We start from the raw sequence: 26,554 nt of genomic DNA on the forward strand, positions 1-26,554 counted from the left end.
TCAGATCCTCTCGATGATGGCGCCGGTGACCTGGGCGCCGCCCGCGCAGATCGCGACCAGGCCGGTGGTCAGGTCGCGACGCTCGAGCTCGTCGACGACCGAGGCGATCAGCCGGATGCCGGTCGAGCCGACCGGATGGCCGACGGCGATCGCGCCGCCGTTGACGTTGAGCCGCTCGGGGTCCACGCCGTGCACCCGCGCGAAGGACATCGGGACGGCGGCGAACGCCTCGTTGACCTCGAACAGGTCGATGTCGCCGATGCTCATGCCGGTGCGCTCGAGCAGCCGCGTCCCGGCGGCCACGGGGCCGTCGAGGAGGTACTCCGGCTCGGCACCGAGCAGGCACTGGGCCACGATCCGGGCCCGCGGCCGCAGCCCGTGGGCTCGCGCGACGTCGGCGTCCATGAGCAGCGCCGCGGAGGCGCCGTCGGAGATCTGCGAGGCGGTGCCGGCGGTGTGCAGGCCGCCCTCGCGGATCGGCCTCAGCCCGGCGAGCGCCTCGGCGCTGGTCTCGCGCAGCCCCTGGTCGCGGGTCATCACGCTGCCGTCGGCGCGGGTCACCTCGATGACCTGCCGGTCGAGGTGGCCGGCGTCCCAGGCGGCCCGGGCGCGCTGCTGCGAGGCCAGGCCGAAGGCGTCGAGGTCCTCACGGCTCAACCCGCGACGCGCGGCGATCCGGTCGGCCGCCTCGTACTGCGCCGGCAGGTCGATGGTCCAGTCGTCCGCACGCGGCCTGCCCACGCCGTCGCCGAGGTTGGCCAGCAGCGGCACGCGCGACATCGCCTCCACCCCGCAGGCCATGCCGACGTCGACCAGGCCCGCGGCGATCTGGGCGGCGACCAGGTGGACGGCCTGCTGGGCCGAGCCGCACTGGGCGTCGATGGTCGTGGACCCGACCTGCTGGGGCAGGCCGGCGTGCAGCCACGCGAAGCGCACCACGTTGCCGGACTGCTCGCCGGCCTGGGTCACGCAGCCGCCGATCACCTCCCCCACCTCCGCGGGGTCGACGCCGGTGCGCTCGAGGATCCCGCGCTGGGCGAGGCCGAGCAGCTCGGTGGCGTGCAGGTGCGAGAGGTCGCCGCCGCGGCGCCCGTACGGCGTGCGCGCGGCGTCGATCAGGACGGGGGTGCCGGTGCTCACGCGGGGGCTCCGATCGCCGGGGCGGTCTCGAGCACGTCGCCGAGCTCGGCGGCGACCGCGGCCGCGCTGCCCAGGGAGAAGGCGACCTGCCGGCCCCACAGGAAGTAGCGGTGGATCGGGTAGTCGACGTCCGCGCCGATGCCGCCGTGCAGGTGCTGGGTGGCGTGGACGGCGCGCAGCCCGCCCGTCGAGGCCCACCACTTCGCCACCAGCGTCGCCGCGCCGGCGTCCTGCTCGCGGCCATCGTCGAGCAGCCAGGCCGCCCGGTAGGTGGTCACCCGGATCGCCTCGGTGTCGATGTGGGCGTCGGCGGCGCGCAGCGCGACCGCCTGGTTGGTCGACAGCGGCCGGCCGAACTGCATCCTCTCGCTGGTGTACGCCGCGGTGACCCGCAGCGCCTCCGCGCAGACGCCGAGCTGGACCGCGGCCAGCGCGACCCGGATCCGGTTGCGGACCCACTCGACCTGCTGGGCGCCGTCCCCGGGCAGCACGTCCTCGGCGTCCAGCTCGACGCCGTCGAAGCGGACGGCGGCGGCGTTCTCGCGGCTGGTCGGGGCCACCGGGGTGAGCGAGACGCCCGCCCGGTCGGTGGGCACCACGGCGACGACGAGGTCGCCGTCCTCCAGCTCGACCGGCACCACGAGCGCGGCGGCCAGGCCGGCGGCAGGCACCTGGGCGATCTCGCCGTCCACCGTGATCGCCGCACCCGTGCGGCGTCCGGTGAGCGAGGCCCTGCGGCCCGGCAGCGCGTCGAACCCGCCGGTCACCAGGCGCGTGCCGTCGAGCAGGCCGGGCAGCCAGCGCTCGGCCTGGGCCGGCGAGGCGAACTCGGCGATCGGCAGCGCGGCCCCCGCGACCACCGACCACAGCGGCACCGGGGCGACCCGGCGGCCCTGCTGCTCGAGCAGCGCCACCAGGCCCAGCATGCCCAGGCCGGCGCCGCCGGCGGGCTCGGGCACGGCGATGCCGATCATCCCCGAGTCGGCGAGGGTCGACCACAGCCGGCGGTCGAAGGAGTCCTCCTCCTTCTCGACCTGCACGACGCGCTCGGTGCTCGCCAGGTCGGCGAAGATCTTGGCGGCGAGGTCGCGGACCTCGACGTGGTCTCCGGTCAGCTCGAACTCCATGTCAGCTCCTCGCGCTCTCGCCGGTGGTGGGGGTGGTGCCGAGGGTCGGCGCAGCGGCCGGGGCCGCGGGGGCCTCCCGACGACGCGAGCCCATGGTCATGCCGAGGGTCTTGGCCGCGACGATCTCGCGCATGACCTCGTTGGTGCCGCCGCCGAAGGTGTTGTTCTGGGCGCGGCGCCCGAGGTTCTCCACGCGGCCCTGGATCGCGGCGCCCGGGGTGCCGGGGCGCAGCAGGCCGGTCGCGCCGAGCACCTGCTGGAGCTGGCCGTAGGCGGTCACGACGGCTTCGGTGCCGAACACCTTCGCCGCGGCGGACTCCCCGCCGCCGAGGGTGTTGGCCGCGACGTCCGCGACCAGGCGCAGGCTGACCAGGTCGGCCGCGCTGAGCAGGGCGTAGACCTCGGCCAAGGTGCTGCGCACCCACGGCACGTCGTACACCCGGCGCTCGCCGATCCGCTCGGTGAGCGACCAGCGCAGCACCTCGTCGTACAGCTCGTTGGCGATGCCGCCGCGGGCGGCCAGCGCGACCCGCTCGTGGTTGAGCTGGTTGGTGATCAGGCCCCAACCCTCGTTCAGCCCGCCCACCAGGTGGGTGAGCGGCACCCGGACGTCCTCGTAGTACGTCGCGGCGGTGCTGATCCCGCCGACGGTGTGGATCTCGGTCGCGGAGAAGCCGGGGTCGGTGGTCGGCACCAGCACGACGGAGATGCCGCGGTGGCGCACGGCGTCGGGGTCGGTGCGGACCGCGAGCCACACCCAGTCGGCGAAGACGCCGGCGCTGGTGAAGATCTTGTTGCCGTTGATGACCAGCTCGTCGCCCTCGACGCGACCGCGGGTCTGCAGCGACGCGAGGTCGGTGCCGGCGCCGGGCTCGGTGTAGCCGATCGCGAACATCAGCTCGCCGCTGAGGATCCGGGGCAGGAAGTAGTCCTTCTGCTCCTGGGTGCCGGCCTTCATCAGGGCGGGGGCGACGGTGTTGAGCGTGACCAGGGACAGCGGCGCGTTGGCGCGGATGACCTCGTCGTAGAAGACGTAGAGCGCCTCGGGGTCCTCCCCGCGGCCGCCGTACTCCTCCGGCCAGCCGAGGCCGAGCCAGCCGTCTGCGCCCATCTGGCGGTAGAGACGCTCGAAGGTCGGGCCGCCCTCGGTCTGGTCGACCAGGTCGCGGCGGTCCTCCTCGGTGATCAGCTCGGCGAAGTAGGCCCGCAGCTCGGCACGGAGCTGCTTGGACTTCTCGGAGAGATCAGGATGCATGGTGCGCCACCTCTCGTGTGGTCAGGAGTTCGGGGTGTTGCGGCGCGCCGGTCACCGGGGCAGGCGCAGCACGCGGCGGGCGATGACGTTGAGCTGGATCTCGATCGTGCCGCCGCCGAAGAGCACCGAGGGCAGGCCGAGGTGGTCGATGACGGGGTCGATCCGGCTGTCCGTCGAGGGGTCGCCGTGCCCGCCGTCCGGCGGTACGGCGACCAGGCCACGCGGGCCGAGGACCGTGAGCAGGTCGCGGGAGTTGTCGCGCTGCGCGACGGCGTTGAAGACCTTCTGCACGCTGATCTCCGCGCCCAGGTCGAGCTGGGAGATCCGGGCCAGCACGCTGCGCAGGTTGAGCGCGGACAGCGACATCTCGCGCCCGACGCAGCGGCCGAGCACGCGGACGACCTCGGCGCGCGGCGCCGGGTGCGCGGGGTCGGCGAGCAGGTCGCGCACCCGGTCGCTGGAGCCGTGGCTCAGGTGCGCGCCCATGCTGAGCCGCTCGTTGGCCAGGGTGGTGACCGCGAGCCGCCAGCCCTCCCCGGGGGCGGCGACCAGGCACTCGTCGGGCACGAAGACGTCGTCGAGGAAGACCTCGTTGAACTCCGACATCCCGGTGGCCTGCCGCAGCGGGCGCACGTCGACGCCCGCGGAGCGCATGTCGACGAGGAAGTAGGAGATCCCCTCGTGCTTGGGGGCCTCGGTGTCGGTGCGGGCCAGGCAGACGCCCCAGTCGGCCTCGTGGGCCATGGAGTTCCACACCTTCTGCCCCGAGAGCACCCAGCCGCCCTCGACCTTGCGGGCGCGGGTGGAGAGGCCGGCGAGGTCGGAGCCGGCGCCGGGCTCGCTGAAGAGCTGGCACCAGAAGATCTCGCCACGCAGCGTCGGCTCGGCGAAGCGCTGCTGCTGCTCGGCGGTCCCGTGGACCAGCAGCGTCGGCAGCACCCACTCCCCGATCACCGTGGACGGCGCGGCCTGTCCCGCGCGGGCGAACTCGTGGGCGATCACCGCCTGCTCCTGCGGGCCGGCGTCGCGGCCCCAGGGCCGGGGGTAGTGCGGGGCGACCAGGCCGGCCTCGGCCAGCCGGGCCTGCCGGGCGCCGCCGCGGGCCGGCGCCCAGCCGAGGGCGGGCCGGCCGTCCTCGGCCAGCTCGGCGACCTCGGCGAGGATGCCGGCGACCTCGGCGCGCAGCTCGGGCATCGCGTCGGGGTCGACGAAGGAGAAGTCGCGAGTGGCGCCCAGGGCGGCCTCGCCGAGCGCCGTCTCCCAGCGGGCCTGCTCGCCGCCTGCGGAGGCGAGGCTGACGGCGCGCCGCCAGTACAGGTGGGCGTCGTGCTCCCAGGTGAAGCCGATGCCGCCGAGCAGCGAGATGCACTCCACCGCGGTGTCGACCACGGCCGGCAGCGCGCTCGCGCCGGCCTGCGCCGCGGCGAGGCGCTGCTGGTCGGCGTCGTGGTGCTCGGCGCGGGCGGCGTCCCAGGCGGCGGCACAGATGATCTCGGCGCGCACCAGCATCATCGCCGCCTTGTGCTGCACGGCCTGGAAGCTGCCGATCGGGCGGTCGAACTGCTTGCGGGTGCGGACGTGGTCCACGGCCGTGTCCAGGCACCAGCGCGCGACGCCGCTGGCCTCCGCTGCGAGCAGGGTGGTCACGACCAGGTCGACGCGGGCCGCGTCGACGCCGGTCACCTCGTCGGCGGCGGGGACCCGGTGGGCGCTCAGCTCCAGGCGCCCGACCGAGCGGGTCAGGTCGGTGGGGTCGTCGCGGTGGACGAGCGCCGTCGTACCGGCCCTCGTGTCGGCACGGACGGTGAACCAGCGCTCGCCGTCCTCCGCCAGGGCACGGACCAGGAGGAGATCGGCGCCCGGCACCCCGAGGGCGGGCGCGCTGGTGCCGTCCAGCACCCAGCCGCCGGTCTCGTCGGCACGGGCGCGCAGGCCTGGCCCGGCCACCAGGGCCGCGGTCGCGCCCTCGGCGAGCTCCTCGAGCAGGCGCGGGAGCGAGCCCTGCGCGGTGGCGGCGCCCAGCACCGCGCTGGTCGTCACGGTCGGCAGCCAGGGGCCGGGGTGCAGCTCGGTGGCCAGCTGCTCGGCGACGACGGCCAGCTCCTCGAGACCGGCACCCGCGCCGCCGTGCTCCTCGGGGAGGTGGAGCGCGTGCAGCCCCTGCTGGACCAGGCCGGGCCAGGACGCGGGGCGCTCGCCGGCGCCGAGCCCGGCGAGGTGGGCCCGGGTGGTCTCGACCGGCGCCGCGCGGCGGCTCCAGGCCGCCACGGATCCCGCCAGGTCGCGGTGCTCGTCGGAGAGGGCGAGGGGCATGGTCTTCTTCCTCGGTCGGGAGTGGTGCCGGGGTGGCGCGGGGGCGCTCAGAGACGCTCGAGCACCAGGCAGGTGGTGGCCGCGGAGGCGCAGATGGCGACCATCGCGAGCTGGGCGTCGCGGCGCTCCAGCTCCTCGATGGCGGTGGCGATCAGCCGGATGCCGGTGGCGCCCGCCGGGTGGCCGAGCGCGATCGCGCCGCCGAGCGGGTTGAGCAGCTCCTCGGGCACGCCGTGGACGCGGGCGAAGGACATCGGGACCGACGCGAAGGCCTCGTTGACCTCGAAGTGGTCGATGTCGGCGATGCTCAGCCCGGTGCGGGACAGCACCCGCTCGGCGGCCGCGATCGGCCCGTCGAGGAGGTACGTCGTGTCGCCGCCGACGACCGCCTGGCCGACGATCCGGGCGCGGGGGCGGTGGCCGAGCTCGCGGGCCCGGTCCTCGGCCATCAGCAGGGCCGCGCTCGCGCCGTCGGAGACCTGCGAGGAGGTGCCGGCGGTGTGCAGGCCGCCCTCCTTCACCGGCGCCAGCCGGGCGAGCGCCTCCATGCTGGTCTCGCGCAGCCCCTGGTCGCGGGTCACGACGCGCGAGCCGCCGTCCTCGTCGACCACGGTGACGGGGACGATCTGGGCGTCGAAGCGGTGGGTGTCCCAGGCCGCCGCGGCGCGCTGCTGCGAGCGCAGGCCGTAGGCGTCGAGGTCGGTGCGGGTGAGGCCGCGGTTCGCGGCGATCCGGTCGGCGCCGGTGTACTGGTCCGGGCTGTCGATCGACCAGGACGCGGGGCGCGGGGTGCCGAGCCCGGTGCCGACCTTGTAGGTCAGCGGGACGTGGGACATCATCTCGACGCCGCAGGCCATGCCGACGTCCACGGCGCCCATCGCGATCTGCCCGGCGAGCAGCGCGGTCGCCTGGGCGGCGGTGCCACATTGGGCGTCGATGGTCGTGGCCCCGGTCAGGGACGGCAGCCCGGCGTGCATCCAGGCGGTGCGGGTGACGTTGCCGAACTGCTCGGCCAGCGGGGTCACGCAGCCGCCGATGACCTGCTCGACCAGGTCGGGGTCCAGACCGGTGCGCGCGAGCACGCCGCGCTGGGCGTGGCCGAGGAGCTCGACGGCGTGCACGGTGTCCAGCCAGCCGGCGCGCCTGCCGAACGGCGTCCGCGCGGCGTCCACGATCACGGGCCTCATGAGCCGGCCCCCTCGCCGGCGGTGGCCGCCAGCGGCCGGCCGTCCAGGCCGTGCACGGTGAGGCCCCAGTCGCGGATCAGGTCCAGGCTGACCGTGACCTGCCCGGTGACGTCGGGCGGGCAGTCGCACAGCGCGACGGCGCCCTCGACCATCTCCTCGAGCGACTCCACCTGGTCGGGGCGGATGGTGGCGCCGACCAGCCGGGCGGCGCCCTCGCTGAGCACGGCGGCCCGCGGCTGGACGGTGTTGACCCGGATCCCGGTGCCGTGGAGCTCGGCGCCGAGGCCGTGGGTGATCCGGTCGAGGGCCGCCTTCGACGCGCCGTACACCGCCATCGCGGTGCCGGGCTCGACGAGCTCGAACGGCGGACCGGGCTGGTGGCGGGCGGTCGCGCTGGAGAGGTTCACGATCCAGCCCGACCCCAGCTCGCGCATCCCGGGCAGCGCCGCCTGGATCAGGTCCAGGGGCGCGTGCACGTTGACCTCGAAGGTCAGCCGGCGGCGCTTGAGGGGGTAGTCGGCGAGCGGCTGGTAGATCGCCGCCGCCGCGTTGTTGACCAGGACGTCGACGTGGCCGCCGAGCAGCTCCGCGGCCCGCGGGAGGATCCGGGCCCGGCCCTCCTCGTCGCTGAGGTCGGCCGCGACCACGCCGACCCGGGTGCCGTGCCGGGCGAGCCGGTCCGCGGTCTCGCGCAGGCTGCCGCCGAGCGGGTGCCCGTCGGGCTCCACGGTGCGCGCCACGAGCACCACGTCGGCGCCCTCGGCCGCGAGCCGCTCGGCGATGCCGGCACCGATGCCTCGGCTGGCACCGGTGACCACCGCGCGGCGGCCCGCGAACCTCCCGGTCAAGGCGATCCCCCTCGTCTCAGCGGTCGGCCGTGAGGACGATCGCGCTGTGCGGGACCGGCGAGCCGCCGGTGACCAGCACGTTGTCGAGCGTCTTGGCCGGCTGGTTGACCGAGGTGCCGCGGATCAGCCGGACGCCCTCGGCGATGCCGTTGACGCCGTGGATGTAGCCCTCGCCGAGCTGGCCGCCGTGGGTGTTGATCGGCAGCCGGCCGTCGAGCTCGAGGTTGCCGTCGGCGATGAAGTGACGTGCCTCGCCGCGGCCGCAGAAGCCGTACTCCTCCAGCTGGAGCAGCACCATCGGGGTGAAGGCGTCGTAGAGGATCGCCGCGTCGATGTCGTCCGGGCCGATGCCGGCCTGGCTCCACAGCTGGCGCGCGACGAGCTCGACCTCGGGCATCGCGTCGATGTCCTCGCGGTAGTAGCTGCTCATCGAGATCTGCTGGGGGCCGACGCCCTGGGCGGCACCGGTGATCAGCGCGGGCGGGTGCGGCAGGTCGCGCGCCCGCTCGGCGCTGACGATGACCAGCGCCTGGCCGCCGTCGCTCTCCTGGCAGCAGTCGAGCAGCCGCAGCGGGTCGGCGATCATCCGCGAGGCCTGGTGCTCCTCGATCGTGATCGGGCGGCCGTGGAACCAGGCCTTCGGGTTGTTCGCCGCGTGCTTACGCGAGAGCACCGAGATCGCACCGAAGTCCGCGCTGGTGGCGCCGTAGCGCTCCATGTAGACCCGCGCGAGGAACGCCTCCTGCTGGGCCGGCGTGAGCAGCCCGTAGGGGTTGATCCAGTTGCGGTACTCCTGGTCGGTGTTCTGGTTGTAGGCGAACGGCGGCGGGCCGGCGCCGAAGCGGTGGCCCGAGCGCTCGTTGAAGGCGCGGTAGACGACCACGACGTCCGCGACGCCGGAGGTGACCGCGAGCGCCGCCTGCTGCACCGGCGCGCACGCGCCGCCGCCGCCGTGCGGGATGCGGCTGAAGAACTTCAGCTCCGGGATGCCGAGCGCGCGGGCGACGGCGATCTCGGGGTTGGTCTCCATGGTGAACAGCGCGAAGCCGTCCACCTCCTCGACGCCGATCTGGGCGTCCTCGAGCGCGGCCAGCACCGACTCGCAGGCCAGCTGCCACTCGCTGCGCCCGGAGTTCTTGGAGAACTCGGTGGCGCCGATGCCGGCGATCGCGGCGCCGCCGGAGAAGCCCTTGCTCACTTCGCAGCCTCCTGGCTCGGGGTGATCGTGACGGTCGCGGTGACGTGGGCACCGCGGGCGTTGCGCCCGACGACCTTGAGGGTGACGTCGTCGCCGGCGACCTGGGTCACCTCACCGGAGAAGGTCATGGTGTCGCCGGGGAAGTTCGGGACGCCGAGGCGCAGCGAGACCTTCTTGAACCGCGTAGTCGGCCCGAAGACGTCGGTGACGTAGCGGTCCAGGAACCCGTTGGTCGAGTTGATGCTCATGAAGATGTCCGGCGTGCCGCGGTCGTTGGCCTTGCTCGGGTCGTGGTGCACGTCCTCGAAGTCCTGCGAGGCGATGGCCGCGGCCACGATCGTCGTCCGGTCCAGCGGGAGCGCGAGCTCGGGCAGCGTGTCGCCGACGGCGCGGCCGCGGATGTCCAGCGTGCTCATGCCTGCCCCCCGACCGGGCGCAGCTGCGGCAGCACCTCGCCGTGGGCGTGCTCGGAGAAGCCGACCTCGAGCTCCATGCCGATCTTCAGGTCGTCGTGGTCGACGCCGCTGATGTCGGCGACGAGGCGGGTGCCCTCCTCGAGGTCCACCAGGCCCACCGCGAGCGGGTAGGTGAACGCCGGGTCCTGCGGGTGGTGGATGACCGTCCAGCTGTGCAGCGTGCAGCGCCGGGTCGACTCCACCGTGTCCCACTCGAAGGAGCGGCACGACGGGCAGGCCGGGGCCGGCGGGTGGCGCAGCGTCTCGCACGAGGTGCAGCGCTGGATCTCCAGGCGGCCCTCGCGCGCGGCGTCGAAGAAGAACTGGTTGTCCTGGGTGACGGTCAGGCCGGGGACGCTGGTCCGGGGGGCCTCGCTCATGCCACATCCTCCTGGGTGCGCGGGTCGAAGCGGAGCATGACGAAGCGCTCGTCGACGAGCAGCTCGCCGTGCTGGTCCTCGTAGCGCTTGTTGAGGGTGATGAAGCAGCCCAGCCCGAGACCGGTCCGCTTCACCGGCGAGATCGACTCGATGGTGAAGTGGCAGGTCACGTGGTCGCCGGGCTGGAGCTCGCGGAGGTACTCCTGCTCCTGGCTGGTCGCCACGACCGAGGTGAAGCCGTGCTCGGCCAGCAGCGCGAGCAGGCGGAAGTAGGCGTGGTCCTCCACGACCCCCGTCTGCTGCTGGCGCTGCACGGCCCGCCAGCGGCGGTAGCCCTGCATGACCCAGGTGGTGACCATGGCCGGCGGGCAGATCACCCCGCTGCGACCGGTGGCGCGAGCGGCCTCCGCGTCGACGTAGACGGGGTTGAGATCGTCGTGGGCCTCGACCCAGTTGCGGATCATCGCCTCGTTGACCGCGTAGCGGGCAACGCGTGGCGGCTCGGCAACCTGACCGACGAACTGCTCGAACTGTGCCTCGAGCTCCTTCATCACACCTCCGTAGCAAGCGCTTGGTTTTGCACCGTAGCACCCGGTCCCGCCGTACGCCGCCCATCGATCCCACTGATCGCGACCACCCGGAGCGGGGGCCTGCTGCGAACGCTCGCCCCGCCCGCCGATCGGGACCACACGATCTCCCACCCACCGGGAAGGCGCCGCGCGCCCGGAGGCCCGCACCCACCACCCTCTGTGCTGGCCGCGTGCGGTGCGCCCGCTTGTACGCTGCGCTCGCCCACGTGCCCCGGCCGCCGGGCCGCGCGCCCCGCACCGACCCACTCGCCCCGCGGAAGGACCACGATGAGCAAGGGATCGGACCGCCGAGCCACCATCAGGGACGTCTCGGCCGCGCTCTTCGCGACCCACGGCGTCGCGGCGACCACGGTCCGCGACATCGGTGAGGCGGCAGGGGTGCTCTCCGGCAGCCTGTACCACTACTTCCCCTCGAAGAACGCGATCCTGGCCGAGGTCCTGGTCGAGTTCATGAGCGACATCCACGCCGCGTTCCGCGAGGTGGTCGCGCGCGGGGAGTCCCCCGCCCGGACTGTGCGCGGCATGATCCACGCGACGCTGCGGGTGATCGAGACGCACCCGCACGCCACCGCGATCTACCAGAACGACCGCGCCTACCTGCGCGACCACGACCTGCTCGCCGAGGTCGATGCCCAGGCGCGGCTGATCCGCGAGCACTGGATGGCCGCGATCACCGCCGGCGTGCAGGACGGCACCTTCCGCGCCGACATCCCGGTCGAGATCTTCTACCGCTCGCTGCGCGACGCCCTGTGGGCCTCGATGCACTGGCCGAGCCGGGACTCCCACACCACCGAGGAGCTCGGCGACCTGCTCGCGGCGCTGTTCCTCGAGGGGTTCACGCCCCGCGGCTGAGGCCGCCAGGTCTGCGGCGGACCGCCGCGGTCGCCGACTGCCGGTCGCTCAGTCGAACCAGGACCACTCGCCCGGCGTGATCGTGCGCAGCGGCGTGCGCAGCACCGTGCGCAGGCCGGGCTCCTCGACCACCGCGGGCAGGGTGGCGGCCACCTCGACGGGGTCGGCCTCGCACCAGTGCAGCACCACCGTCAGGCGACCACGGTCGGTCTCGCGGCGCACCTCCCCGACGCCGGGGCCCTCGCGCAGGGTGACGTCGCGGCTGGCGAAGCTCCAGGTCCCCAGGACCCCGGGGAGCGCCAGCACGGCGGGCAGGTGCGCGCGGCGCAGCACCCCGAACCCCGCCTCGGCGGCGACGCTCGAGGGCTCCTCGGCGCGCAGGACCTCCAGCACGACGCCGCGGTGCGGGCGGTGCGGCAGCGCCTCGGCCGAGATCTCCACCCCGGGGGCGACCCGGCCGCCGAGCGGGCGGAAGAACCCGTTGAGGCGTCGTCGCGTCCAGTCGAGCTCGGGGCGCCGGCCCTGCTCCAGGGTCGTCTGGCCGAGCTCGGCCCACTCCTCGATGGCGGGCCCTGCGGGCTCGGCGAACCAGTACATCGCGACGTACTGCGCGGCGGAGAGGACCGGGTCGGCGTCGACCGCGGACGCGGCGCGGCACTCGGGCGAGCGCACCCAGCGGTCGCCGTGCAGGACGCCGGGCAGGGCGAGGTTCTCGGGGCGGTGGTCGAGCTGGTGCCAGGCGTTGTAGTCGCGGTGGCGCGCGGGATCGGTGACCTCGGGGAAGGAGAAGAAGACGCGGGTGCTGCGCGACAGCGCATGCGAGCCTCGGGACACGAGGGCCTCCTGGTGGCGCGACGGGTCGGGCGGGTCCGCCCGGACCGATGGTGGCCGCACCGCCACGCCCGCCGGTGCGACGTTCGACTCAGCGGGACGACGCTCCGGGCGCGCCGGGACCACCGCCGCGCGGCCACCGGCGTCGTGACATCCTGCCCAGCGCCAGCACTGGGGGAAGAGGAACACGATGAGCACTGAGGTCTTCGAGGCGGTCACCGACCTCCTCCCGACCCTGGCCGAGCGCGCCGACCAGGCCGAGGCCGACCGCCGGATCAGCGCCGAGACGATGGCCGACCTCGCCGCGACCGGCGTGTTCCGGATGCTCCAGCCGCGACGCTTCGGGGGCATGGAGTCCGACCCGTCGGACTTCTACCGCGCGGTCCGCACGATCTCGACCGCCTGCGGCTCGACCGGCTGGGTGAGCGCCGTCGTGGGCTGCCACCCCTGGCAGATCGCGCTGTTCCCCGACCAGGCCCAGCGCGAGGTCTGGGGCGAGGACCCCGGCAGGCTCATCGCCTCCTCCTACGCACCGGTCGGGCGCCTGACGCCGGCCGGGGACGGGTTCCGGCTCAGCGGACGCTGGAGCTTCGCCTCGGGCTGCGACCACGCCGCCTGGCTCACCCTCGGCGCCCTGGTCGTCGGCACCGACGGGCGGCCGGTGGACTTCCTGACCGTGCTGGTGCCGCGCGAGGACGCCGAGATCCTCGACGTCTGGGACTCCGTGGGTCTCACCGGCACCGGGAGCAACGACGTGGTCGTGGACGACGTGCAGGTGCCCGCGCACCGGGTGCTGCGCAACTACGACGTCTCGCACATGCGCGCCCCGGGCCTGGCGGTCAACCCCGGTCCGCTGTACCGGATGCCGTTCGGCACGATCTTCACCACCGCCGTCACGACGCCGGTGGTCGGCACCGTCGAGGGCGCGTACGAGGCCTACCTGACCGCGATGCGCGACCGGATGCGGCTCAGCTTCGGCGGCGGGCGCTTCGCCGAGGACGCGCACGCGCAGGTCGCCGTGGCACGCGCCGCCTCGGAGATCGACGCGGCGATCCTCCAGCTCGAGCGCAACGTGCGCGAGATGTACGAGGCGGCGGTCGCCGGGACCGAGATCCCGATGCACATGCGCTTCCGCGCGCGCCGCGACCAGGTGCGCGCCACCGAGCGCGCGCTCGGCGCGGTCGACGTGCTCTTCAAGACCGCCGGCGGGGCCTCGCTGCGCCGCGGCAACCGCATCGAGCGCGCCTGGCGCGACGCCCATGCCGGCAGCGTGCACGTCGCCAACGACGTCGAGCGGGCGCTGGCGATGTACGGCAAGTTCACCTTCGGCCTCCAGGTCGAGGACAACCTCGTCTGAGGCCCGGGTCTGGCGTGGCTCGGACTCGGCCTGGGCGGGTGGGTGCGGGTGCTCCCGCGCGCGGGGTTCAGCGCGTGAGACTCAGAGCCAACCCTCGGACCCGACAGCGACCAGCCGGTCGAGGGTGTCGCTGGACCAGCCGCTCGAGGACGGCGAGTCGGCGTGCCGCGAGCGCGAGGAGCGCCGACGGTCCATCCGCGAGGAGATCCCCCGCGCGACGCTGAGCACCAGCGGCACCAGCCGCTCGAAGTTCACCGACGGGTCCCCCACCAGCGAGACCGCGCCGAGCGGGCCGTCGGCGCCGGGGACGGCGGCGGCGACGCAGCCGAGCTCCAGGTGGCACTCGCCACGGTCGAGCGCGGCACCGCGGCGGGCGCGCACGCGGGTCAGCTCCTGGTGCAGCAGACCGACGTCGCCGATGCTGTGGCGCGTCATCCGGCGCAGCTGGCCGCCCAGCAGGCCGTCGACGTCCTCCGCCGGGACGGTCGCGAGCATCGCCTTGCCCAGCCCGGTGCAGTGCGCCGGTCGCCGGTCACCGACCCGGGTCGGCACCTTGCTGGCGTAGCGTCCGCCGACCTTGTCCAGGTAGCGCACGTCGGAGCCGTCGAGGACCGCGAGGTGCACGACGAGCCCGGTCTGCAGGTGCAGCTCGCGCAGGTCCTCGGCCGCCGCCTCGCGCAGCTCGGTGTGGGACGCGGCGCCCGTGCCGAGGCCGAGGGCGCGGGAGCCGAGGGAGTAGCCGGCCGGGGTGTGCTGGATCCAGTGCAGCCCGACCAGCTGGTTCATGATCCGGTGCGCGGTCGAGCGGGGCAGGCCGGTCACCCGCGCGACGTCCTCCAGGGACAGCCGCGCCGACGGTGAGGTGAAGGCCTCCATGATCGTGGTCATCCGCTCGACCATCGACTGCGGGACCTCTCGGCGCCCGGTCGTGCGCTGACCTGTCATCTCTGCGCGAAGCACACTCACGACATCCTCCTCAGCCTTGTTGCGGGGCGCTCTGCGGACACGTCCGCGGCCTCGTCGAGGCACGGCCGCCAGCCCACGCGCATGCTAACCTACCAAGCAATTGCTAGGTAGGTTACCAACACGAGGCGAGGCGGGTGGACGGGTGGACCCCAGACCGCGCGACAAGCAGATGAGCATCGACGAGGTCGTCGCCGAGCTCCGCGACGGGATGACGATCGGCATCGGCGGGTGGGGCCCGCGGCGCAAGCCCATGGCGCTGGTGCGCGCGATCCTGCGCTCGGACCTGCGCGACCTGACGGTGGTGAGCTGGGGCGGCGCCGACGTCGGCCTGCTCGCGCGCGCCGGCAAGATGCGCCGCGCCGTCTACGCGTTCGTGTCCCTGGACTCCGTGCCCCTCGAGCCGAGCTTCCAGCGGGCCCGCCAGAGCGGCGCGATCCCCGAGGTCATGGAGCTCGACGAGCAGATGTTCCTCACCGGCCTGCGCGCGGCGGCCCAGCGGGTGCCGTTCCTGCCGACCCGCGCCGGGCTCGGCTCCGACGTGCTGGTCCACAACCCCGAGATCCGCACCATCCGCAGCCCCTACCCCGGCCCCGACGGCGCCCACGACGACCTGGTCGCCATGCCCGCGCTGCGCCTGGACGCCGCGCTGGTCCACCTCAACCGCGCCGACGCGCACGGCAACGCGACGTACCTGGGGCCCGACCCGTACTTCGACGACCTGTTCTGCCTGGCCGCCGAGCGCTCCTACCTCTCGGTGGAGCGGGTGGTCCCGACCGCGGAGCTGAGCGACGGCGTGCCGGTGCAGCGGATGCTGCTGAACCGGCTGATGGTGAGCGGGGTCGTGGAGACCCCGAACGGCGCGCACTTCACCGCCTGCACCCCCGACTACGCCCGCGACGAGGTCTTCCAGCAGCTCTACGCCCGCGCGGCGCGGGGCAGCGAGGAGGAGTGGGAGGCGTTCCGCTCGCGGTTCCTCGACGGCGACGAGGCCGCCTACCAGCACGCCGTACGGACTTGGACGGAGGAGCAGCGATGAGCGCGAGCGCGCAGGGCCCGGCGACGCGCGCGGAGGTGTGCGCGGCCGCGGTCGCCGACGCCTTCGCCGAGGACGGCGAGACGCTGGCCAGCCCGATCGGGCTGATCCCGATGCTGGGCGCCCGGCTGGCGCGCCGCACCGTCAACCCCGACCTGGTGCTGAGCGACGGCGTGTCGCTGTTCATGGCCGACGACCCGCCGCTGGGCTCGACCGGGCAGGAGGTGGAGGGCTGGTTCCCGCACCCCCGGGTCTTCGACATGCTCACCTTCGGCAAGCGCCACGTGATGATGGGCGCCCCGCAGCTGGACCGCCACGGCAACCAGAACCTCTCCGCGATCGGCGACTTCGATCGGCCCGACCGCCAGCTCCTCGGCACCCGCGCGGCGCCGGCGAACACCGTCAACCACCGCACGTCGTACTGGATCCCGCGGCACTCGCCGCGGGCGCTGGTCGAGCGCGTCGACGTCGTGTGCGGCGTCGGGGCCGCGGCGGCACGGGCGGCCGGCAGCGGGGCGACCCGCTTCCACGACCTGCACCGCGTCGTCACCGACCTCGCGGTCCTCGACTTCACCGGCCCCGACGGCACCCTGCGCGTGCGCAGCGTGCACCCCGGGGTGGGGGCCGACGAGCTGCGCGCCGCCACCGGCTTCGCCCTCGACCTGCCCGACCCGCTCCCCCGCACCCGCCTGCCCAGCTCGGAGGAGCTGCGCCTGATCCGCGAGGTGCTCGACCCGCGTGGGTTGCGCGAGCGGGAGGTGCCGGCGCGCTAGCCCGGCCGGGGACGGATAGTCCGCCACACAGGTGTCGGGAATCGGGCCCGGACCGACACCTGTGTGGCGGACTATCGCTCGCCCCGCACGATCTCGGCCGGTCCCGGGGTGATCAGCGCCCGAAGACCGTGCCGCCGTTGAGGTGGATCACCTGGCCGTTGGTGTAGCCGCCGGGCTCGGAGGCTAGCCACAGCACCGCGGCACCGGCGTCGGCGCCGGTCCCGAGCCGTCGTACCGGCACGGAGTCGATCATCCGGCGCACCCGCGGCTCGTCGGCGCGCCCGAGGCCCTCCATCAGGCCGAGGGCGAGGGAGTTGGCGGTGACGCCGTGCGGGCCGTACTCCACGGCGAGGTGGCGCATCAGCCCCTCGCCGCCCGCCTTGGCCGCGCCGTACGCCGCGACGCCGATCGGCAGGCCCTGGGCGGAGGCGCCGGAGGAGATCTGCACCAGGCGCCCCCAGCCCTGCTCGACCTGGTGCGGGAGCACCTGCTGGACCAGCAGCATCAGCGCCGCGAGGTTGAGGTCGAGCTGGGCGCGCCAGTCCGCGACCGGCATGTCGGCGAACCGGCTCGGCCGCCCGCCGCCGTCGAGGACACCGGCGTTGTGCACCAGCACGTCCACCCCTCCGGCCTGCTCGCGCAGCCGGGCGAGGGCGTCGGCGACCGACTGCTCGTCGGTGACGTCGAAGGCGAGCGGGAGCGCGGTCCCGTCCCGCGCGGTCGCCTCGGCGGCGACGGCGGCCGCGCGCTCGGCGTACAGGTCGTTGACCGCGACCCGGGCACCGGCGTCGGCGAGGGCCAGGGCGATCCCCCGGCCGACACCGCGGCCCGCGCCGGTGACCAGTGCGGTGCGCCCGCTCAGGGGCAGCTGCTCGGAGTCCACGGGGCGATGCTCGCGGCCCGCGGCCTCCGGCGCCAGGGGACGTCCCGATCAGGCCCCGGTCGGGCCGGTCAGGGCTGCTTGCTGGCCGCGACCGCGAGCCGGTCGACGAAGTCGTTCATCCGGTCCCCCGAGTGGCCCTTGACCCACCGGAAGGCGACGTCGCCGCGCGCCTCGACCGCGTCGACCAGCGGCTCCCACAGGTCGCGGTTGGCGACCGGCTTGCGGGCGGTGTTCACCCAGCCGCGGGTGCGCCAGCCGCGCCACCAGCCGTCGCGGAAGCAGTTCACGACGTACGTCGAGTCGCTGACGACCAGCAGCGGGCCGTCCAGGGAGCGCACCGCCTCGAGGGCCGCGCGGATCTCCATGCGCTGGTTGGTCGAGGGCGCCTCGCGACCCGAGGCCCACACGGCCTTGTCGACCGCCCAGGCCCAGCCGCCGGGGCCGGGGTTGCCGGCGCAGGCGCCGTCGGTGAAGACCTCGCGCGCGCCAAGAGGCACGGGCATGGCGGGCGGAGTGGGGCGGCGGGTCCGGGGAGGCACGACCGGCAACCTTGGCACAGCCGCCGGGGCGGGCCCACCCCGGGATCACTCGTCCAGGTCGACGGTCTCGTTGGTGCCCGGGAACTTCTCGGGGTCCCCGCTGACCACGGCCCGCGCGGCCCCGACGAGGCGCTTGACCCGCGAGGCCGGGCTGTCCCAGTACTCCGCGCTGTGCGCCTGCACCCGCAGCAGCACCAGGCCGGGGGTCGCCGGGCCGTCGGGGAACCAGACCTTCAGCGGCGCCGACCAGAGCTCCGCCATGCGGTCCCGGTCGCGCACCACCTCGGCGGTGCCGGCGATCGAGGTCCAGGCGGTGTTGCGGTGGTCGGCGAAGGAGACGCCCACGTCCGGGCGGGCGCGCACCTGGGCGACCGCGGAGGAATCCTCGTGGGTGAAGAACCACAGGTCGCCGTCGAACTCGGCCTCCTGCAGCGCCATCGGCCGGCTGACCAGGCGACCGTCGTCGGTCTGAGTGGTGAGCATGCACAGGTGCGCGGCACTCACCAGGTCGGCGACGCGCTGGGCGGGGTCGGGGCTGTCGGTCATGGCGGCCCGGTACCCGCCTGGGCGCTGTGGGATCCTGCCGCCATGACCCGGCCCCGCCGCGGGCGACCCGGCCACGACCAGGCCGTGGTCCTGCAGACCGCGATCGAGCTGTTCAACCGCCACGGCTACGAGGGCACCAGCATGGGCGACCTCGCCGCCGCGCTCGGCGTCACCAAGGCGGCCATCTACCACCACGTGCCGAGCAAGGAGCACCTGCTCGCCCAGGCCCTCGACGAGGCGCTCGACGAGCTCGACGCCCTCGTCACCGAGGCCGCCGGCGCCCCGGGCACGGCGTACGAGCGCCTGCGCGGGGTGGTCCGCGGCGCGGTGGACGTGCTGGTCGCGCACCAGCCGGCGGTCACGCTCCTGCTGCGCGTGCGCGGCAACAGCCCGGTCGAGCTCGACGCGCTGCGCCGGCGCCGCGAGGTCGACGCCCGGCTCGCGGACCTGGTGCGCGCCGCCGCGGCCGAGGGCTCCGTGCGCGACGACCTCGACCCCGAGCTGGTCAGCCGGCTGGTCTTCGGCACCGTGAACTCCCTCGTCGAGTGGCACCGTCCCGGCGGGGAGCTCACCCCGGACGCGCTGGCCGACGCCGTCACCGCAGTGGTGTTCGACGGGCTGGAGGCGCGCAGCGACCGCGAGCCGTGACGCGGGGCGGCGCCGCTCAGTGCCCGGCGACCGCGTGCGGGACGTAGCCCGCGGCGAGCTCGGCGAGGTCGTCGGCGGAGAGCTCCAGGTCGACGGCGGCGACGGCGTCGGTGAGGTGCTGCATCCTGGTGACGCCCACGATCGGGGAGGTCACCACCGGCTGGTGCAGCAGCCAGGCGAGGGCCACCTGGGCCCGGGGGACGCCGAGGCGCTCGGCGACGGCACCGACCGCGTCCACGACGGCGCGGTCGGACTCGGGATAGAGCTCGGCGCCGAACCGGTCGGACTCCAGGCGGCGGGTGGTCTCGTCCCACGGCCGGGCGAGGCGGCCGCGGGCCAGCGGGCTCCACGGCAGCACGCCGACGCCGGCGTCCGCGCAGAACGGGAGCATCTCCCGCTCCTCCTCGCGGTAGAGCAGGTTGTAGTGGTCCTGCATCGAGACGAAGCGCGTCCAGCCGTGCAGGTCGGCGGTGTACTGGGCCTTGGCGAACTGCCAGGCGTACATCGACGAGGCGCCCAGGTAGCGCGCCTTGCCGGCCTTCACCACGTCGTGGAGCGCCTCCATGGTCTCCTCGATCGGGGTGTGCGGGTCCCAGCGGTGGATCTGGTAGAGGTCCACGTGGTCCACCCCGAGGCGGCGCAGGCTGTGGTCGATCTCGGCCATGATCGCGCGCCGCGACAGCCCACCGCCGTTGGGACCGGGCCGCATGACGCCGTTCACCTTGGTCGCGATCACGACCTCGTCGCGGGTGGCGATCTCCTTCAGCAGCCGGCCGGTGACCTCCTCGCTGGTGCCCGCGGCGTACACGTTGGCGGTGTCGAAGACGTTGATGCCCGCCTCGAACGCCGCGCGCACGATCGGGCGGGCGGCGTCCTCGTCGAGGATCCACGGGTGCCAGCCCTGCGAGGAGTCGCCCCAGCTCATGCAGCCCAGGCTGACGACGGAGACCTCGAGACCGGTGTTGCCCAGGCGTGTGTAGCGCATGGAGCGAGGCTAGTCCGCGCTCAGCGCAGGGTGTGGACCATCTCGCCGATCCCCTCGACCCAGGTCCGCAGCGTCTCCCCGGAGCGCAGGAAGCGCTGCGGCTCGCGGCCGACGCCGACGCCGTCGGGCGTGCCGGTGAAGACGACGTCGCCGGGCAGCAGGGTGATCACCTCGGAGAGCGCGGCGATCGCGCGCGGGACCGAGAACAACAGCAGGCCGGTGCGCCCGTCCTGGACCACCTCCCCGTCGATGGCGCAGCCGAGCGCGAGGTCGTCGGGGTCGGCGAGCTCGTCGGGGGTGACCAGCCAGGGCCCCATCGGGCTGAAGCCGGGGTGGGACTTGGCCAGGCCGAACTGCGGGGCCGGCCCGGCGAACTGGCGGGTGCGCTCGGAGAGGTCCTGGCCCACGCAGAGCCCGGCGACGTGGTCCCAGGCCTGCGCGGGGGTGACCCGGCGGGCGGTGCGCCCGATCACGGCGACCACCTCCACCTCCCAGTCGGTGGTGCCGCCCTCGGGCAGGTCGACGATGCCGCGCGGGCCGGTGATGCTGCTGGCGAACTTGGGGAACACCGGCGGCAGCTCGGTGGGCGCCTCGAAGCCGGTCTCGCGAGCGTGCTCGGCGTAGTTGAACCCGAGCGCCAGGGCCTGCGGCGGACGCGGCGAGGGTGCGCCGAGCCGCTCGGGGTCGATGTCGAGGTCGGCGACCAGCCCGTCGGCCGCGGCGGCGTACCACGCGCGCAGGGCGTCCCAGCGCTCGTAGACGGTGGCCGGGTCCGGTCCGAGGGCGCCGTCGGAGGCGGCGTGCAGGTCGACGCCGCGGGCCCCGGTCCCGTCCGGGGCCCCGGGCTCGAGCACCAGGACCGCGCGTCCCTCCAGGTTGGCCAGGCGCATGCGGGTCTCCTCGGGTGCTCGGGGGTGATCAGGTGCGGGTCGCCGGACGATATCGCCGCGGCGCGGCTGCGGGCACCCGCGTCGTCCCGCGGAGCCGAACGTCTCAGGCGTCGAAGTCGACGACGACCGTGGGCGAGACCGGCTCGGCCTGGCAGGTGAGCACGAAGCCGGCCGCGACCTCGTCGGGCTCCAGCGCGTGGTTGCGGCGCATCTCCACCTCCCCCTCGACCACCCGGGCGCGGCAGGTGCCGCAGACCCCGCCCCGGCAGGCGAAGGGGAGGTCGGCGCGGACCGGCTGGGCGGCGTCGAGCAGCGTGGCGTCGCGGGGCGCGGTCACCACGGTGCTGCGCCCGTCGAGGACCAGGCGCACCTCGCTGGTCGCGCCGCTCGGCGCGGCCGGCGCGCGCCGCGGCGGGGGCGGTACGTCGTCCTCGTCGACGTGGAACAGCTCGACGTGCACCCGCTCGGGTGGCACCCCGAGCCCGGCGAGCACCTCCCGGGCCCCGCTCACCATCGCGAACGGCCCGCACAGCCACACGTGGTCGACGCCGAGCACGTCGAGCGGGACCAGGTCGGTGAGCAGGCGCCGCAGCCGGTCGGGGTCGAGGCGGCCGGTGAGGATCTCGGCGTCGCGGGCCTCGCGGCTGAGCACGTGGACCAGCTGCACCCGGGGACCGTGGCGGTCCTTGAGGTCGGCCAGCTCGTCGACGAACATCACCGTGCCGCTGGTGCGGTTGCCGTAGAGCAGCGCCACCTCGGTGCCGGGCTGCTCGAGCACGGTCGCGGCGATCGAGAGCACCGGTGTGATCCCGGACCCCGCGGCGATGCACAGGTGCCGCTCCCCCGGGCGCGGCTCGGCACGGAACCGCCCGCTCGGGGCGAGGACCTCGACCGGGGTGCCGGGCCGCACCTCGCGCACCAGCCAGCGCGAGAAGAGCCCGTCGGCGACCTCGCGGACCCCGATCCGCGGCGGCTGCCCGACCGGCGCGCAGAGCGAGTAGGAGCGGCGCTGCTCCACCCCGCCGACCTCGCGGCGCAGGGTGAGCGACTGCCCGGCGGCGAAGTCGAACTGGCGGCTCAGCGCGGGCGGCACCTCGAAGGTGATCGCCGCGGCGTCCTCGCACAGCGCCTCGACGGCCGCGACCCGCAGGGTGTGGAAGCCCATCAGACCTCCTTGACGTGCTCGAAGGGCTCCGCGCAGGCGCGGCAGCGGTGGATCGCGGTGCAGGCGGTCGGGCCGAACCGGGACAACAGCTCGACGCGGTCGGAGCCGCAGCGGGGGCAGCGCGCGGCGTACCGGGTGGGTGCGAGGCGCAGCGGCACCGCTGCGGGGCGTGCCGGGGCCGGGCCGGGAGGCGAGACGCCGGCCGCGGCGAGGGCCGCCCGGCCGGGCGGGGTGATGTCGTCGGTGCTCCACGGCGGCGAGAGCTCCAGGCACACCTGCACCCGCTCCCAGCCGGCGGCGCGCAGCGCGTGGTCGAGGTCGTCGCGCATGGTGGCGGTCGCCGGACAGCCGGAGTACGTCGGGGTGAGCGTCACCGTGACCCCGAGGCCGTCGTCGTCCTCGCCCACCGAGCGCAGCACCCCGAGGTCGGCCAGGGTGATCATCGGCAGCTCGGGGTCCACCACGCTCGCGGCGACGTCCCAGGCGCTCGGGTCCATCGTCCTCACCAGCTCCCTCGCGGGTGCGCACGGGCCACCGACTGCATCTCGGCCAGCAGGTCGGGCAGCTCGTCGCGCGGCACGCCGTCCTGCGCCTGGGGCACCTCCAGGCCGGCCCGGTCGAAGAGCTCCCCCACCACCTCGGCCACCTCGGCGCGCACGTGCGGGTGCCGGCCCAGCAGCTCGGCGTACGCCGGGGCGAGGGCGTCGACGGCCGTGAGCGTGCGCCGCCGCGACTCCTCGGTGCCGCGGGCCAGGGTGAGCACCCAGGCGGCGGCCCAGTCGCGGTGGTAGGCGACCTCGGGGACCCCGGCCGCGGCGATCGCGGCCAGCACCGGGTCTGCGTGGGAGCGGGCGCGGGCGAGCACCGCGAGCCGCACGCTCGCCCACCAGAACAGCCGGACCACCGCGTGCGCGAAGTCGGCGTCGGTGAGCGCCGCGGTCCGCGAGCTGCGGAACCGCTCCGGGCCGCGGAAGAACGCCAGCGCGTCCTCGGGGGCCACGGGCGCCCCCACCGCCGCCCCCTCCGGCAGCACGGGCAGCACGCCGGGGTCCGCGGCCGCCGCCCGGGCGAGCAGGCGCCGGGCCTGGCCGAGCAGGTCGAGGGCGACGTTGGCCAGCGCGATGTCCTCCTCCAGCTCCGGGGCCTTGCTGCACCACTCGGAGACCCGGTGGCCCAGGACCAGCGCGTCGTCGCCGAGCGCCAGGCACTCGCGGGCCAGCTCCGCGGCGTCGAGCCCGTCCGGCACGGAGGTGTCGAGCCCGGCGAGCGGGTCCTCCGCGCGGGAGCCGAAGGCCCAGTGCGCGGCGTCCGCGCCGGTGGCGTCGACCAGCCCGGCGTACACCGACTCCTCGCCGGGCTCAGATGTGCGGGACATCGTCGGGCAGCTCGTAGAAGGTGGGGTGGCGGTAGACCTTGTCGCCGCTGGGGGCGAAGAACGGGTCCTTCTCGTCGGGGCTGGAGGCGGTGACCGCGTCGGCGCGCACGACCCAGATGCTCACGCCCTCGCTGCGCCGGGTGTAGACGTCGCGCGCGTGGCGCAGCGCCATCGCGTCGTCGGCGGCGTGCAGCGAGCCGACGTGGACGTGGTTGAGGCCGCGGCGGCCCCGGACGAAGACCTCGTAGAGCGGCCAGTCGCGCGTGCTCATCGCGCCTCCTCCCGGGCGGCGTACGCCGTCGCGGCCTCGCGCACCCAGGCCCCCTCCGCGTGGGCGCGGCGCCGGTGCGCGAGCCGCTCGGCGTTGCAGGGCCCGTCGCCGGACACGACCCGGCGCAGCTCCTCCCAGTCGGGGGTGCCGAAGTCGTGCGCACCGCGCTCGGGGTTCCAGCGCAGCTCGGGGTCGGGGATCGTGACACCCAGGACCCGCGCCTGCGGGACGGTCATGTCGACGAACTTCTGGCGCAGCTCGTCGTTGGTGTTGCGCTTGACGCCCCACGCCATCGACTGCGCAGTGTTCGGGGAGTCGGTGTCGGGCGGGCCGAACATCATCAGCGAGGGCCACCAGAACCGGTCGACGGAGTCCTGCACCATCGCGCGCTGCTCCTCGGTCCCGCGCGACATCGCCAGCAGCAGCTCGAAGCCCTGGCGCTGGTGGAAGGACTCCTCCTTGCAGATGCGCACCATCGCGCGGCCGTAGGGGCCGTAGGAGGTGCGGCACAGCGGCACCTGGTTGCAGATCGCCGCGCCGTCGACCAGCCAGCCGATGGTGCCGACGTCGGCGTACGACGGGGTGGGGTAGTTGAAGATCGAGGAGTACTTCTGCGCCCCGCTCAGCAGCCGGTCCTCGAGCTCGGCGCGGCTGGTGCCGAGGGTCTCCGCGGCGGCGTAGAGGTAGAGCCCGTGGCCGGCCTCGTCCTGCACCTTCGCGAGCAGGATCGCCTTGCGGCGCAGCGTCGGGGCCCGGGTGATCCAGGCGCCCTCCGGCTGCATGCCGATCACCTCGGAGTGGGCGTGCTGGGCGATCTGGCGCACCAGGGTGGCCCGGTAGCCCTCCGGCATCTCGTCGCGCGGCTCGACCCGCTCGTGTCGCTGGAGCAGCTGCTCGAAGCTCGCGCCCATCGCGTCTCCCGGGTCTCGGCGCCATTAACTGACCGTTGGGTCGGTAATGATGCTCCCACGGGACACCGACGGCCTCAAGGGGCCGCGACGCGACACCGCGCCCCGAGCGCGCCGAAGGCGGCGACCCGTCGGGTCGCCGCCTTCGTCGGTTGCTCGGTCGAGACCGGATCAGTACTTGACGGTGCCGATCGTGTTCTTGCCCGAGGGCGTGCAGGAGCCGGACATCTCGAAGGCCGGCACGCTGAAGTCGAGCTTGGTGATCTTCACGACCGACTTCTTGGCCTTCTTGCCGACGTTGGCCTTGCCCTTCAGCGTGGGCACGGAGAGCTTGGACTTCACCTCGATGTTCGACTTGCCCGACGCCTTGGCGGTCTTGGCTCCGAACTTCAGCGTCGCGGTGGCCTGGAGCTCGGTGGTGATGCCCAGCCCGTCCGGGATGCCGGCGATCGTCATCGGCGCCATCTTGACGGTGACGTTCGCCTTGGCGGACTTCTTCGCCTTCTTCGCGGTCACCGTGACCTTGCCGGTGTGGTTGAAGTCGCCGAAGGCGGGCAGCGAGCACTTGAACGCGATCGACTTGCTGACCGACGCCTTCTTCTTCGCGACCGGCTCGGTGGCGTTCGCGGGCGCCATGCCGGCGAGCGGGGCGCCGATCATCAGCGCGCCGGCGGCGAGGACGGCGCCGAGACGGGCACGGGTGGAGGTGGAAGCGGTCATGTGGATGACTCCTGATCTGGGTTGCCCGGGACGGACCGCGCGCGACCGGGAGACCGCGGCGGTGGGGGCGAACGTATACGATCTATGAGCCCTCGTGAAGGGGTCGCCGCGTCCCGTTTCACCCAATTTGGACGCGCAGGAACGCGGGGCGGTAGCGGAACGGCTCGTCCCAGACGACCGACGGGTCGGCGTAGTTGCGGCTGTAGGACACCACCACGCTGCCCGGCCTCGGCAGCAGGTCCGGGTGCGCCAGCGGCATGTAGCGCAGCAGCCCGCTGTCAGGGTCCGAGGGCAGCGAGGCGACCGTGACCGGGGCCGAGAACGGCCCCTCGGGACGCGCCGAGCTCCAGACCGCCACGTCGGTGCCGAGCACCTCGTCGCGCTTGCTCAGGGCGTACCAGCGCCCCGCCTGCTCGAAGACGCTGAGCGTCTGCGACACCCCGCCGCGATGCTCGATCAGCACCTGCGCGGCACCGGCGTCCGGCTGCCACCGGGTGCCGTCCCAGTACTCCCAGCGCGCCTGCTCCAGCACGTCGTCGGGCCGGACCCGGGCGACGCGCAGGTCGTAGCCGAAGATCCCCTCGGTGTCCGGGCGCGAGGTGCCGTACAGGTGCAGCCAGCCGCGCGAGACCGCCGCGGCCGCGCCCCACATCGGCCTGGTGGTGTCGGGGTCGTCGGCCCCGAGGTCGCGTACGGCGAGCAGCTGCGGCGTACGCCCGCGCTCGACGACGAAGACCGCGACGGCGGGGCCGAGGGTCTCGAAGGCGAACACGCCGTCGGGCTCGTCGGTGGAGCGGACCCGCTGGCTGAACACGGTGACCAGGTCGTAGCCGGTCCGGTGGGCCGTGACCACCGACATCGGCCAGTAGCCGACCCCGTCGGGGCGGTCGGGGATCAGTGCTCCGTGGTCGGCGGGGAGCACCACCTGCACGCAGCGGCGGTCGAAGGCGAGCATCGAGTTGCGCACGAAGCGCTGGCCCTCGAAGTCGGCGCTGCGCAGGGTGTCGGCGAAGACCCACAGCCGGCGCCCGTCCTGGAGCACGGTGGAGGCGCCCACGTCGGCGCCGGCGAACTCGCCGCCGCCGCGGACCTCCTCGACGAACTCGTTGAGCTGCGCCACCGTGCGCGGGCGCTCGGTGCGCAGGCACTCGGTCTCGCTCGCCCCGCGCACCGGCGGCGTGGCGAGGTCGGCGTCGACGTCGGGGACCAGCAGGACGGCGCCGAGCGAGAGCGCGAGGATCGGCAGCACCACGGCGAAGACGCGCAGCCGCCAGGTCGCCAGGCTCATCGACCTGCCTCTCCGGGGATGGGTACGCTCA

29 protein-coding genes are annotated in these 26,554 nt (G+C 74.4%); 5 read left to right on the forward strand and 24 right to left on the reverse strand.

Features of this window, described 5'->3' with window-relative positions; translation table 11 throughout:
* The 10 genes from HOQ23_RS18150 to HOQ23_RS18195 are packed head-to-tail and all read right to left on the reverse strand — an operon-like array spanning nucleotide 1 to nucleotide 10,454.
* Nucleotides 1-1,140: a steroid 3-ketoacyl-CoA thiolase gene (locus HOQ23_RS18150; RefSeq protein WP_172216497.1), complete on the reverse strand. Its 1,140-nt coding sequence runs from the start codon at nucleotides 1,138-1,140 to the stop codon at nucleotides 1-3.
* Nucleotides 1,137-2,267, reverse strand: coding sequence for an acyl-CoA dehydrogenase family protein (locus tag HOQ23_RS18155; RefSeq protein WP_172216499.1), 1,131 nt, complete (start codon nucleotides 2,265-2,267; stop codon nucleotides 1,137-1,139). Before HOQ23_RS18155 ends, HOQ23_RS18150 begins: the two co-directional genes overlap by 4 nt.
* A 1-nt stretch (nucleotide 2,268) precedes the next feature.
* The gene (locus tag HOQ23_RS18160) at nucleotides 2,269-3,522 is read right to left on the reverse strand and encodes an acyl-CoA dehydrogenase family protein (RefSeq protein ID WP_172216501.1); all 1,254 of its coding nucleotides are present in this window, start codon (nucleotides 3,520-3,522) and stop codon (nucleotides 2,269-2,271) included.
* A 51-nt stretch (nucleotides 3,523-3,573) separates the two neighbouring features.
* Nucleotides 3,574-5,835 carry an acyl-CoA dehydrogenase gene (locus tag HOQ23_RS18165; protein WP_172216503.1) on the reverse strand — a complete coding sequence of 754 codons (2,262 nt, stop codon included), beginning with the start codon at nucleotides 5,833-5,835 and terminating at the stop codon, nucleotides 3,574-3,576.
* A 47-nt stretch (nucleotides 5,836-5,882) separates the two neighbouring features.
* Nucleotides 5,883-7,022 (reverse strand): steroid 3-ketoacyl-CoA thiolase, encoded by a 1,140-nt coding sequence (locus HOQ23_RS18170; protein WP_172216513.1) that lies wholly within the window; start codon nucleotides 7,020-7,022, stop codon nucleotides 5,883-5,885.
* Complete coding sequence (locus HOQ23_RS18175; protein WP_172216515.1) at nucleotides 7,019-7,870, reverse strand: SDR family oxidoreductase; 852 nt, start codon at nucleotides 7,868-7,870, stop codon at nucleotides 7,019-7,021. Before HOQ23_RS18175 ends, HOQ23_RS18170 begins: the two co-directional genes overlap by 4 nt.
* A gap of 16 nt (nucleotides 7,871-7,886) precedes the next feature.
* A complete protein-coding gene (locus HOQ23_RS18180) occupies nucleotides 7,887-9,068 on the reverse strand; it encodes a lipid-transfer protein (protein WP_172216517.1) in 1,182 nt (393 codons plus the stop codon).
* Complete coding sequence (locus HOQ23_RS18185) at nucleotides 9,065-9,484, reverse strand: MaoC/PaaZ C-terminal domain-containing protein (RefSeq protein WP_172216519.1); 420 nt, start codon at nucleotides 9,482-9,484, stop codon at nucleotides 9,065-9,067. The genes HOQ23_RS18180 and HOQ23_RS18185 overlap by 4 nt, the downstream gene beginning before the upstream one ends.
* Entirely contained in the window at nucleotides 9,481-9,903 is a 423-nt protein-coding gene (locus tag HOQ23_RS18190; RefSeq protein WP_172216521.1) for a Zn-ribbon domain-containing OB-fold protein, read from the reverse strand. The genes HOQ23_RS18185 and HOQ23_RS18190 overlap by 4 nt, the downstream gene beginning before the upstream one ends.
* Nucleotides 9,900-10,454, reverse strand: coding sequence for a MaoC family dehydratase N-terminal domain-containing protein (locus HOQ23_RS18195; protein WP_172216523.1), 555 nt, complete (start codon nucleotides 10,452-10,454; stop codon nucleotides 9,900-9,902). Before HOQ23_RS18195 ends, HOQ23_RS18190 begins: the two co-directional genes overlap by 4 nt.
* Nucleotides 10,455-10,760: 306 nt before the next feature.
* On the opposite strand from HOQ23_RS18195, the gene HOQ23_RS18200 reads away from it, so the two are divergent.
* Nucleotides 10,761-11,345 (forward strand): TetR/AcrR family transcriptional regulator, encoded by a 585-nt coding sequence (locus tag HOQ23_RS18200; RefSeq protein ID WP_172216525.1) that lies wholly within the window; start codon nucleotides 10,761-10,763, stop codon nucleotides 11,343-11,345.
* A gap of 48 nt (nucleotides 11,346-11,393) precedes the next feature.
* Here HOQ23_RS18200 and HOQ23_RS18205 read toward each other — a convergent pair whose 3' ends face one another.
* Nucleotides 11,394-12,179, reverse strand: a complete 786-nt coding sequence (locus HOQ23_RS18205) for a hypothetical protein (protein WP_172216527.1) — start codon at nucleotides 12,177-12,179, stop codon at nucleotides 11,394-11,396.
* A gap of 187 nt (nucleotides 12,180-12,366) precedes the next feature.
* Between HOQ23_RS18205 and hsaA the strand changes: the two genes are divergently transcribed.
* Entirely contained in the window at nucleotides 12,367-13,533 is a 1,167-nt protein-coding gene (gene hsaA, locus HOQ23_RS18210; RefSeq protein WP_172216529.1) for a 3-hydroxy-9,10-secoandrosta-1,3,5(10)-triene-9,17-dione monooxygenase oxygenase subunit, read from the forward strand.
* A gap of 81 nt (nucleotides 13,534-13,614) precedes the next feature.
* Here hsaA and HOQ23_RS18215 read toward each other — a convergent pair whose 3' ends face one another.
* On the reverse strand, nucleotides 13,615-14,499 hold the full coding sequence (locus tag HOQ23_RS18215) for an IclR family transcriptional regulator (RefSeq protein WP_216654403.1): 885 nt from the start codon (nucleotides 14,497-14,499) through the stop codon (nucleotides 13,615-13,617).
* A 142-nt stretch (nucleotides 14,500-14,641) separates the two neighbouring features.
* Here HOQ23_RS18215 and HOQ23_RS18220 point away from each other — a divergent pair, with 142 nt between their 5' ends.
* On the forward strand, nucleotides 14,642-15,535 hold the full coding sequence (locus tag HOQ23_RS18220; protein ID WP_367650570.1) for a CoA transferase subunit A: 894 nt from the start codon (nucleotides 14,642-14,644) through the stop codon (nucleotides 15,533-15,535).
* On the forward strand, nucleotides 15,532-16,305 hold the full coding sequence (locus HOQ23_RS18225) for a CoA-transferase subunit beta (protein ID WP_172216531.1): 774 nt from the start codon (nucleotides 15,532-15,534) through the stop codon (nucleotides 16,303-16,305). Before HOQ23_RS18220 ends, HOQ23_RS18225 begins: the two co-directional genes overlap by 4 nt.
* Before the next feature lie 112 nt (nucleotides 16,306-16,417).
* Here HOQ23_RS18225 and HOQ23_RS18230 read toward each other — a convergent pair whose 3' ends face one another.
* From HOQ23_RS18230 to HOQ23_RS18240, 3 genes are all read right to left on the reverse strand, one after another.
* Complete coding sequence (locus tag HOQ23_RS18230; RefSeq protein WP_216654404.1) at nucleotides 16,418-17,188, reverse strand: SDR family oxidoreductase; 771 nt, start codon at nucleotides 17,186-17,188, stop codon at nucleotides 16,418-16,420.
* Between the two features lie 68 nt (nucleotides 17,189-17,256).
* Nucleotides 17,257-17,691, reverse strand: a complete 435-nt coding sequence (locus tag HOQ23_RS18235; RefSeq protein ID WP_172216533.1) for a ribonuclease H — start codon at nucleotides 17,689-17,691, stop codon at nucleotides 17,257-17,259.
* Between the two features lie 81 nt (nucleotides 17,692-17,772).
* Nucleotides 17,773-18,273, reverse strand: a complete 501-nt coding sequence (locus HOQ23_RS18240; RefSeq protein ID WP_172216535.1) for a pyridoxamine 5'-phosphate oxidase family protein — start codon at nucleotides 18,271-18,273, stop codon at nucleotides 17,773-17,775.
* Between the two features lie 42 nt (nucleotides 18,274-18,315).
* Between HOQ23_RS18240 and HOQ23_RS18245 the strand changes: the two genes are divergently transcribed.
* Nucleotides 18,316-18,921 carry a TetR/AcrR family transcriptional regulator gene (locus HOQ23_RS18245; RefSeq protein WP_172216537.1) on the forward strand — a complete coding sequence of 202 codons (606 nt, stop codon included), beginning with the start codon at nucleotides 18,316-18,318 and terminating at the stop codon, nucleotides 18,919-18,921.
* A gap of 16 nt (nucleotides 18,922-18,937) precedes the next feature.
* Here HOQ23_RS18245 and HOQ23_RS18250 read toward each other — a convergent pair whose 3' ends face one another.
* From HOQ23_RS18250 to HOQ23_RS18290, 9 genes are all read right to left on the reverse strand, one after another.
* Entirely contained in the window at nucleotides 18,938-19,906 is a 969-nt protein-coding gene (locus HOQ23_RS18250; protein ID WP_172216539.1) for an aldo/keto reductase, read from the reverse strand.
* Between the two features lie 20 nt (nucleotides 19,907-19,926).
* The gene (locus tag HOQ23_RS18255) at nucleotides 19,927-20,796 is read right to left on the reverse strand and encodes a fumarylacetoacetate hydrolase family protein (protein WP_172216541.1); all 870 of its coding nucleotides are present in this window, start codon (nucleotides 20,794-20,796) and stop codon (nucleotides 19,927-19,929) included.
* A 103-nt stretch (nucleotides 20,797-20,899) separates the two neighbouring features.
* Nucleotides 20,900-21,961 (reverse strand): 1,2-phenylacetyl-CoA epoxidase subunit PaaE, encoded by a 1,062-nt coding sequence (gene paaE / locus HOQ23_RS18260; RefSeq protein ID WP_172216543.1) that lies wholly within the window; start codon nucleotides 21,959-21,961, stop codon nucleotides 20,900-20,902.
* On the reverse strand, nucleotides 21,961-22,458 hold the full coding sequence (paaD, locus tag HOQ23_RS18265) for a 1,2-phenylacetyl-CoA epoxidase subunit PaaD (RefSeq protein ID WP_172216630.1): 498 nt from the start codon (nucleotides 22,456-22,458) through the stop codon (nucleotides 21,961-21,963). The genes paaE and paaD overlap by 1 nt, the downstream gene beginning before the upstream one ends.
* A 5-nt stretch (nucleotides 22,459-22,463) precedes the next feature.
* The gene (paaC, locus tag HOQ23_RS18270; protein WP_172216545.1) at nucleotides 22,464-23,336 is read right to left on the reverse strand and encodes a 1,2-phenylacetyl-CoA epoxidase subunit PaaC; all 873 of its coding nucleotides are present in this window, start codon (nucleotides 23,334-23,336) and stop codon (nucleotides 22,464-22,466) included.
* The gene (gene paaB / locus HOQ23_RS18275; protein WP_172216547.1) at nucleotides 23,320-23,607 is read right to left on the reverse strand and encodes a 1,2-phenylacetyl-CoA epoxidase subunit PaaB; all 288 of its coding nucleotides are present in this window, start codon (nucleotides 23,605-23,607) and stop codon (nucleotides 23,320-23,322) included. Before paaB ends, paaC begins: the two co-directional genes overlap by 17 nt.
* The gene (gene paaA, locus HOQ23_RS18280) at nucleotides 23,604-24,518 is read right to left on the reverse strand and encodes a 1,2-phenylacetyl-CoA epoxidase subunit PaaA (RefSeq protein ID WP_172216550.1); all 915 of its coding nucleotides are present in this window, start codon (nucleotides 24,516-24,518) and stop codon (nucleotides 23,604-23,606) included. Before paaA ends, paaB begins: the two co-directional genes overlap by 4 nt.
* 168 nt (nucleotides 24,519-24,686) lie before the next feature.
* Complete coding sequence (locus tag HOQ23_RS18285) at nucleotides 24,687-25,235, reverse strand: hypothetical protein (RefSeq protein WP_172216552.1); 549 nt, start codon at nucleotides 25,233-25,235, stop codon at nucleotides 24,687-24,689.
* A gap of 118 nt (nucleotides 25,236-25,353) precedes the next feature.
* Nucleotides 25,354-26,523: a DUF4185 domain-containing protein gene (locus HOQ23_RS18290; RefSeq protein WP_172216554.1), complete on the reverse strand. Its 1,170-nt coding sequence runs from the start codon at nucleotides 26,521-26,523 to the stop codon at nucleotides 25,354-25,356.
* Nucleotides 26,524-26,554: the final 31 nt, after the last annotated feature.

The organism is Nocardioides sp. zg-DK7169 (genome assembly GCF_013155365.1).
Lineage (GTDB): Bacteria > Actinomycetota > Actinomycetes > Propionibacteriales > Nocardioidaceae > Nocardioides.

Bases quoted from the DNA above. Each gene is read 5' to 3' on its own strand.
- HOQ23_RS18155 (WP_172216499.1), bottom strand. From the start codon at position 2,267: ATGGAGTTCGAGCTGACCGGAGACCACGTCGAGGTCCGCGACCTCGCC.
- HOQ23_RS18160 (WP_172216501.1), bottom strand. From the start codon at position 3,522: ATGCATCCTGATCTCTCCGAGAAGTCCAAGCAGCTCCGTGCCGAGCTG.
- HOQ23_RS18165 (WP_172216503.1), bottom strand. From the start codon at position 5,835: ATGCCCCTCGCCCTCTCCGACGAGCACCGCGACCTGGCGGGATCCGTG.
- HOQ23_RS18170 (WP_172216513.1), bottom strand. From the start codon at position 7,022: ATGAGGCCCGTGATCGTGGACGCCGCGCGGACGCCGTTCGGCAGGCGC.
- HOQ23_RS18185 (WP_172216519.1), bottom strand. From the start codon at position 9,484: ATGAGCACGCTGGACATCCGCGGCCGCGCCGTCGGCGACACGCTGCCC.
- HOQ23_RS18190 (WP_172216521.1), bottom strand. From the start codon at position 9,903: ATGAGCGAGGCCCCCCGGACCAGCGTCCCCGGCCTGACCGTCACCCAG.
- HOQ23_RS18195 (WP_172216523.1), bottom strand. From the start codon at position 10,454: ATGAAGGAGCTCGAGGCACAGTTCGAGCAGTTCGTCGGTCAGGTTGCC.
- HOQ23_RS18200 (WP_172216525.1), top strand. From the start codon at position 10,761: ATGAGCAAGGGATCGGACCGCCGAGCCACCATCAGGGACGTCTCGGCC.
- hsaA (WP_172216529.1), top strand. From the start codon at position 12,367: ATGAGCACTGAGGTCTTCGAGGCGGTCACCGACCTCCTCCCGACCCTG.
- HOQ23_RS18225 (WP_172216531.1), top strand. From the start codon at position 15,532: ATGAGCGCGAGCGCGCAGGGCCCGGCGACGCGCGCGGAGGTGTGCGCG.
- HOQ23_RS18235 (WP_172216533.1), bottom strand. From the start codon at position 17,691: ATGCCCGTGCCTCTTGGCGCGCGCGAGGTCTTCACCGACGGCGCCTGC.
- HOQ23_RS18240 (WP_172216535.1), bottom strand. From the start codon at position 18,273: ATGACCGACAGCCCCGACCCCGCCCAGCGCGTCGCCGACCTGGTGAGT.
- HOQ23_RS18245 (WP_172216537.1), top strand. From the start codon at position 18,316: ATGACCCGGCCCCGCCGCGGGCGACCCGGCCACGACCAGGCCGTGGTC.
- HOQ23_RS18250 (WP_172216539.1), bottom strand. From the start codon at position 19,906: ATGCGCTACACACGCCTGGGCAACACCGGTCTCGAGGTCTCCGTCGTC.
- HOQ23_RS18255 (WP_172216541.1), bottom strand. From the start codon at position 20,796: ATGCGCCTGGCCAACCTGGAGGGACGCGCGGTCCTGGTGCTCGAGCCC.
- paaE (WP_172216543.1), bottom strand. From the start codon at position 21,961: ATGGGCTTCCACACCCTGCGGGTCGCGGCCGTCGAGGCGCTGTGCGAG.
- paaD (WP_172216630.1), bottom strand. From the start codon at position 22,458: ATGGACCCGAGCGCCTGGGACGTCGCCGCGAGCGTGGTGGACCCCGAG.
- paaC (WP_172216545.1), bottom strand. From the start codon at position 23,336: ATGTCCCGCACATCTGAGCCCGGCGAGGAGTCGGTGTACGCCGGGCTG.
- paaB (WP_172216547.1), bottom strand. From the start codon at position 23,607: ATGAGCACGCGCGACTGGCCGCTCTACGAGGTCTTCGTCCGGGGCCGC.
- paaA (WP_172216550.1), bottom strand. From the start codon at position 24,518: ATGGGCGCGAGCTTCGAGCAGCTGCTCCAGCGACACGAGCGGGTCGAG.
- HOQ23_RS18285 (WP_172216552.1), bottom strand. From the start codon at position 25,235: ATGACCGCTTCCACCTCCACCCGTGCCCGTCTCGGCGCCGTCCTCGCC.
- HOQ23_RS18290 (WP_172216554.1), bottom strand. From the start codon at position 26,523: ATGAGCCTGGCGACCTGGCGGCTGCGCGTCTTCGCCGTGGTGCTGCCG.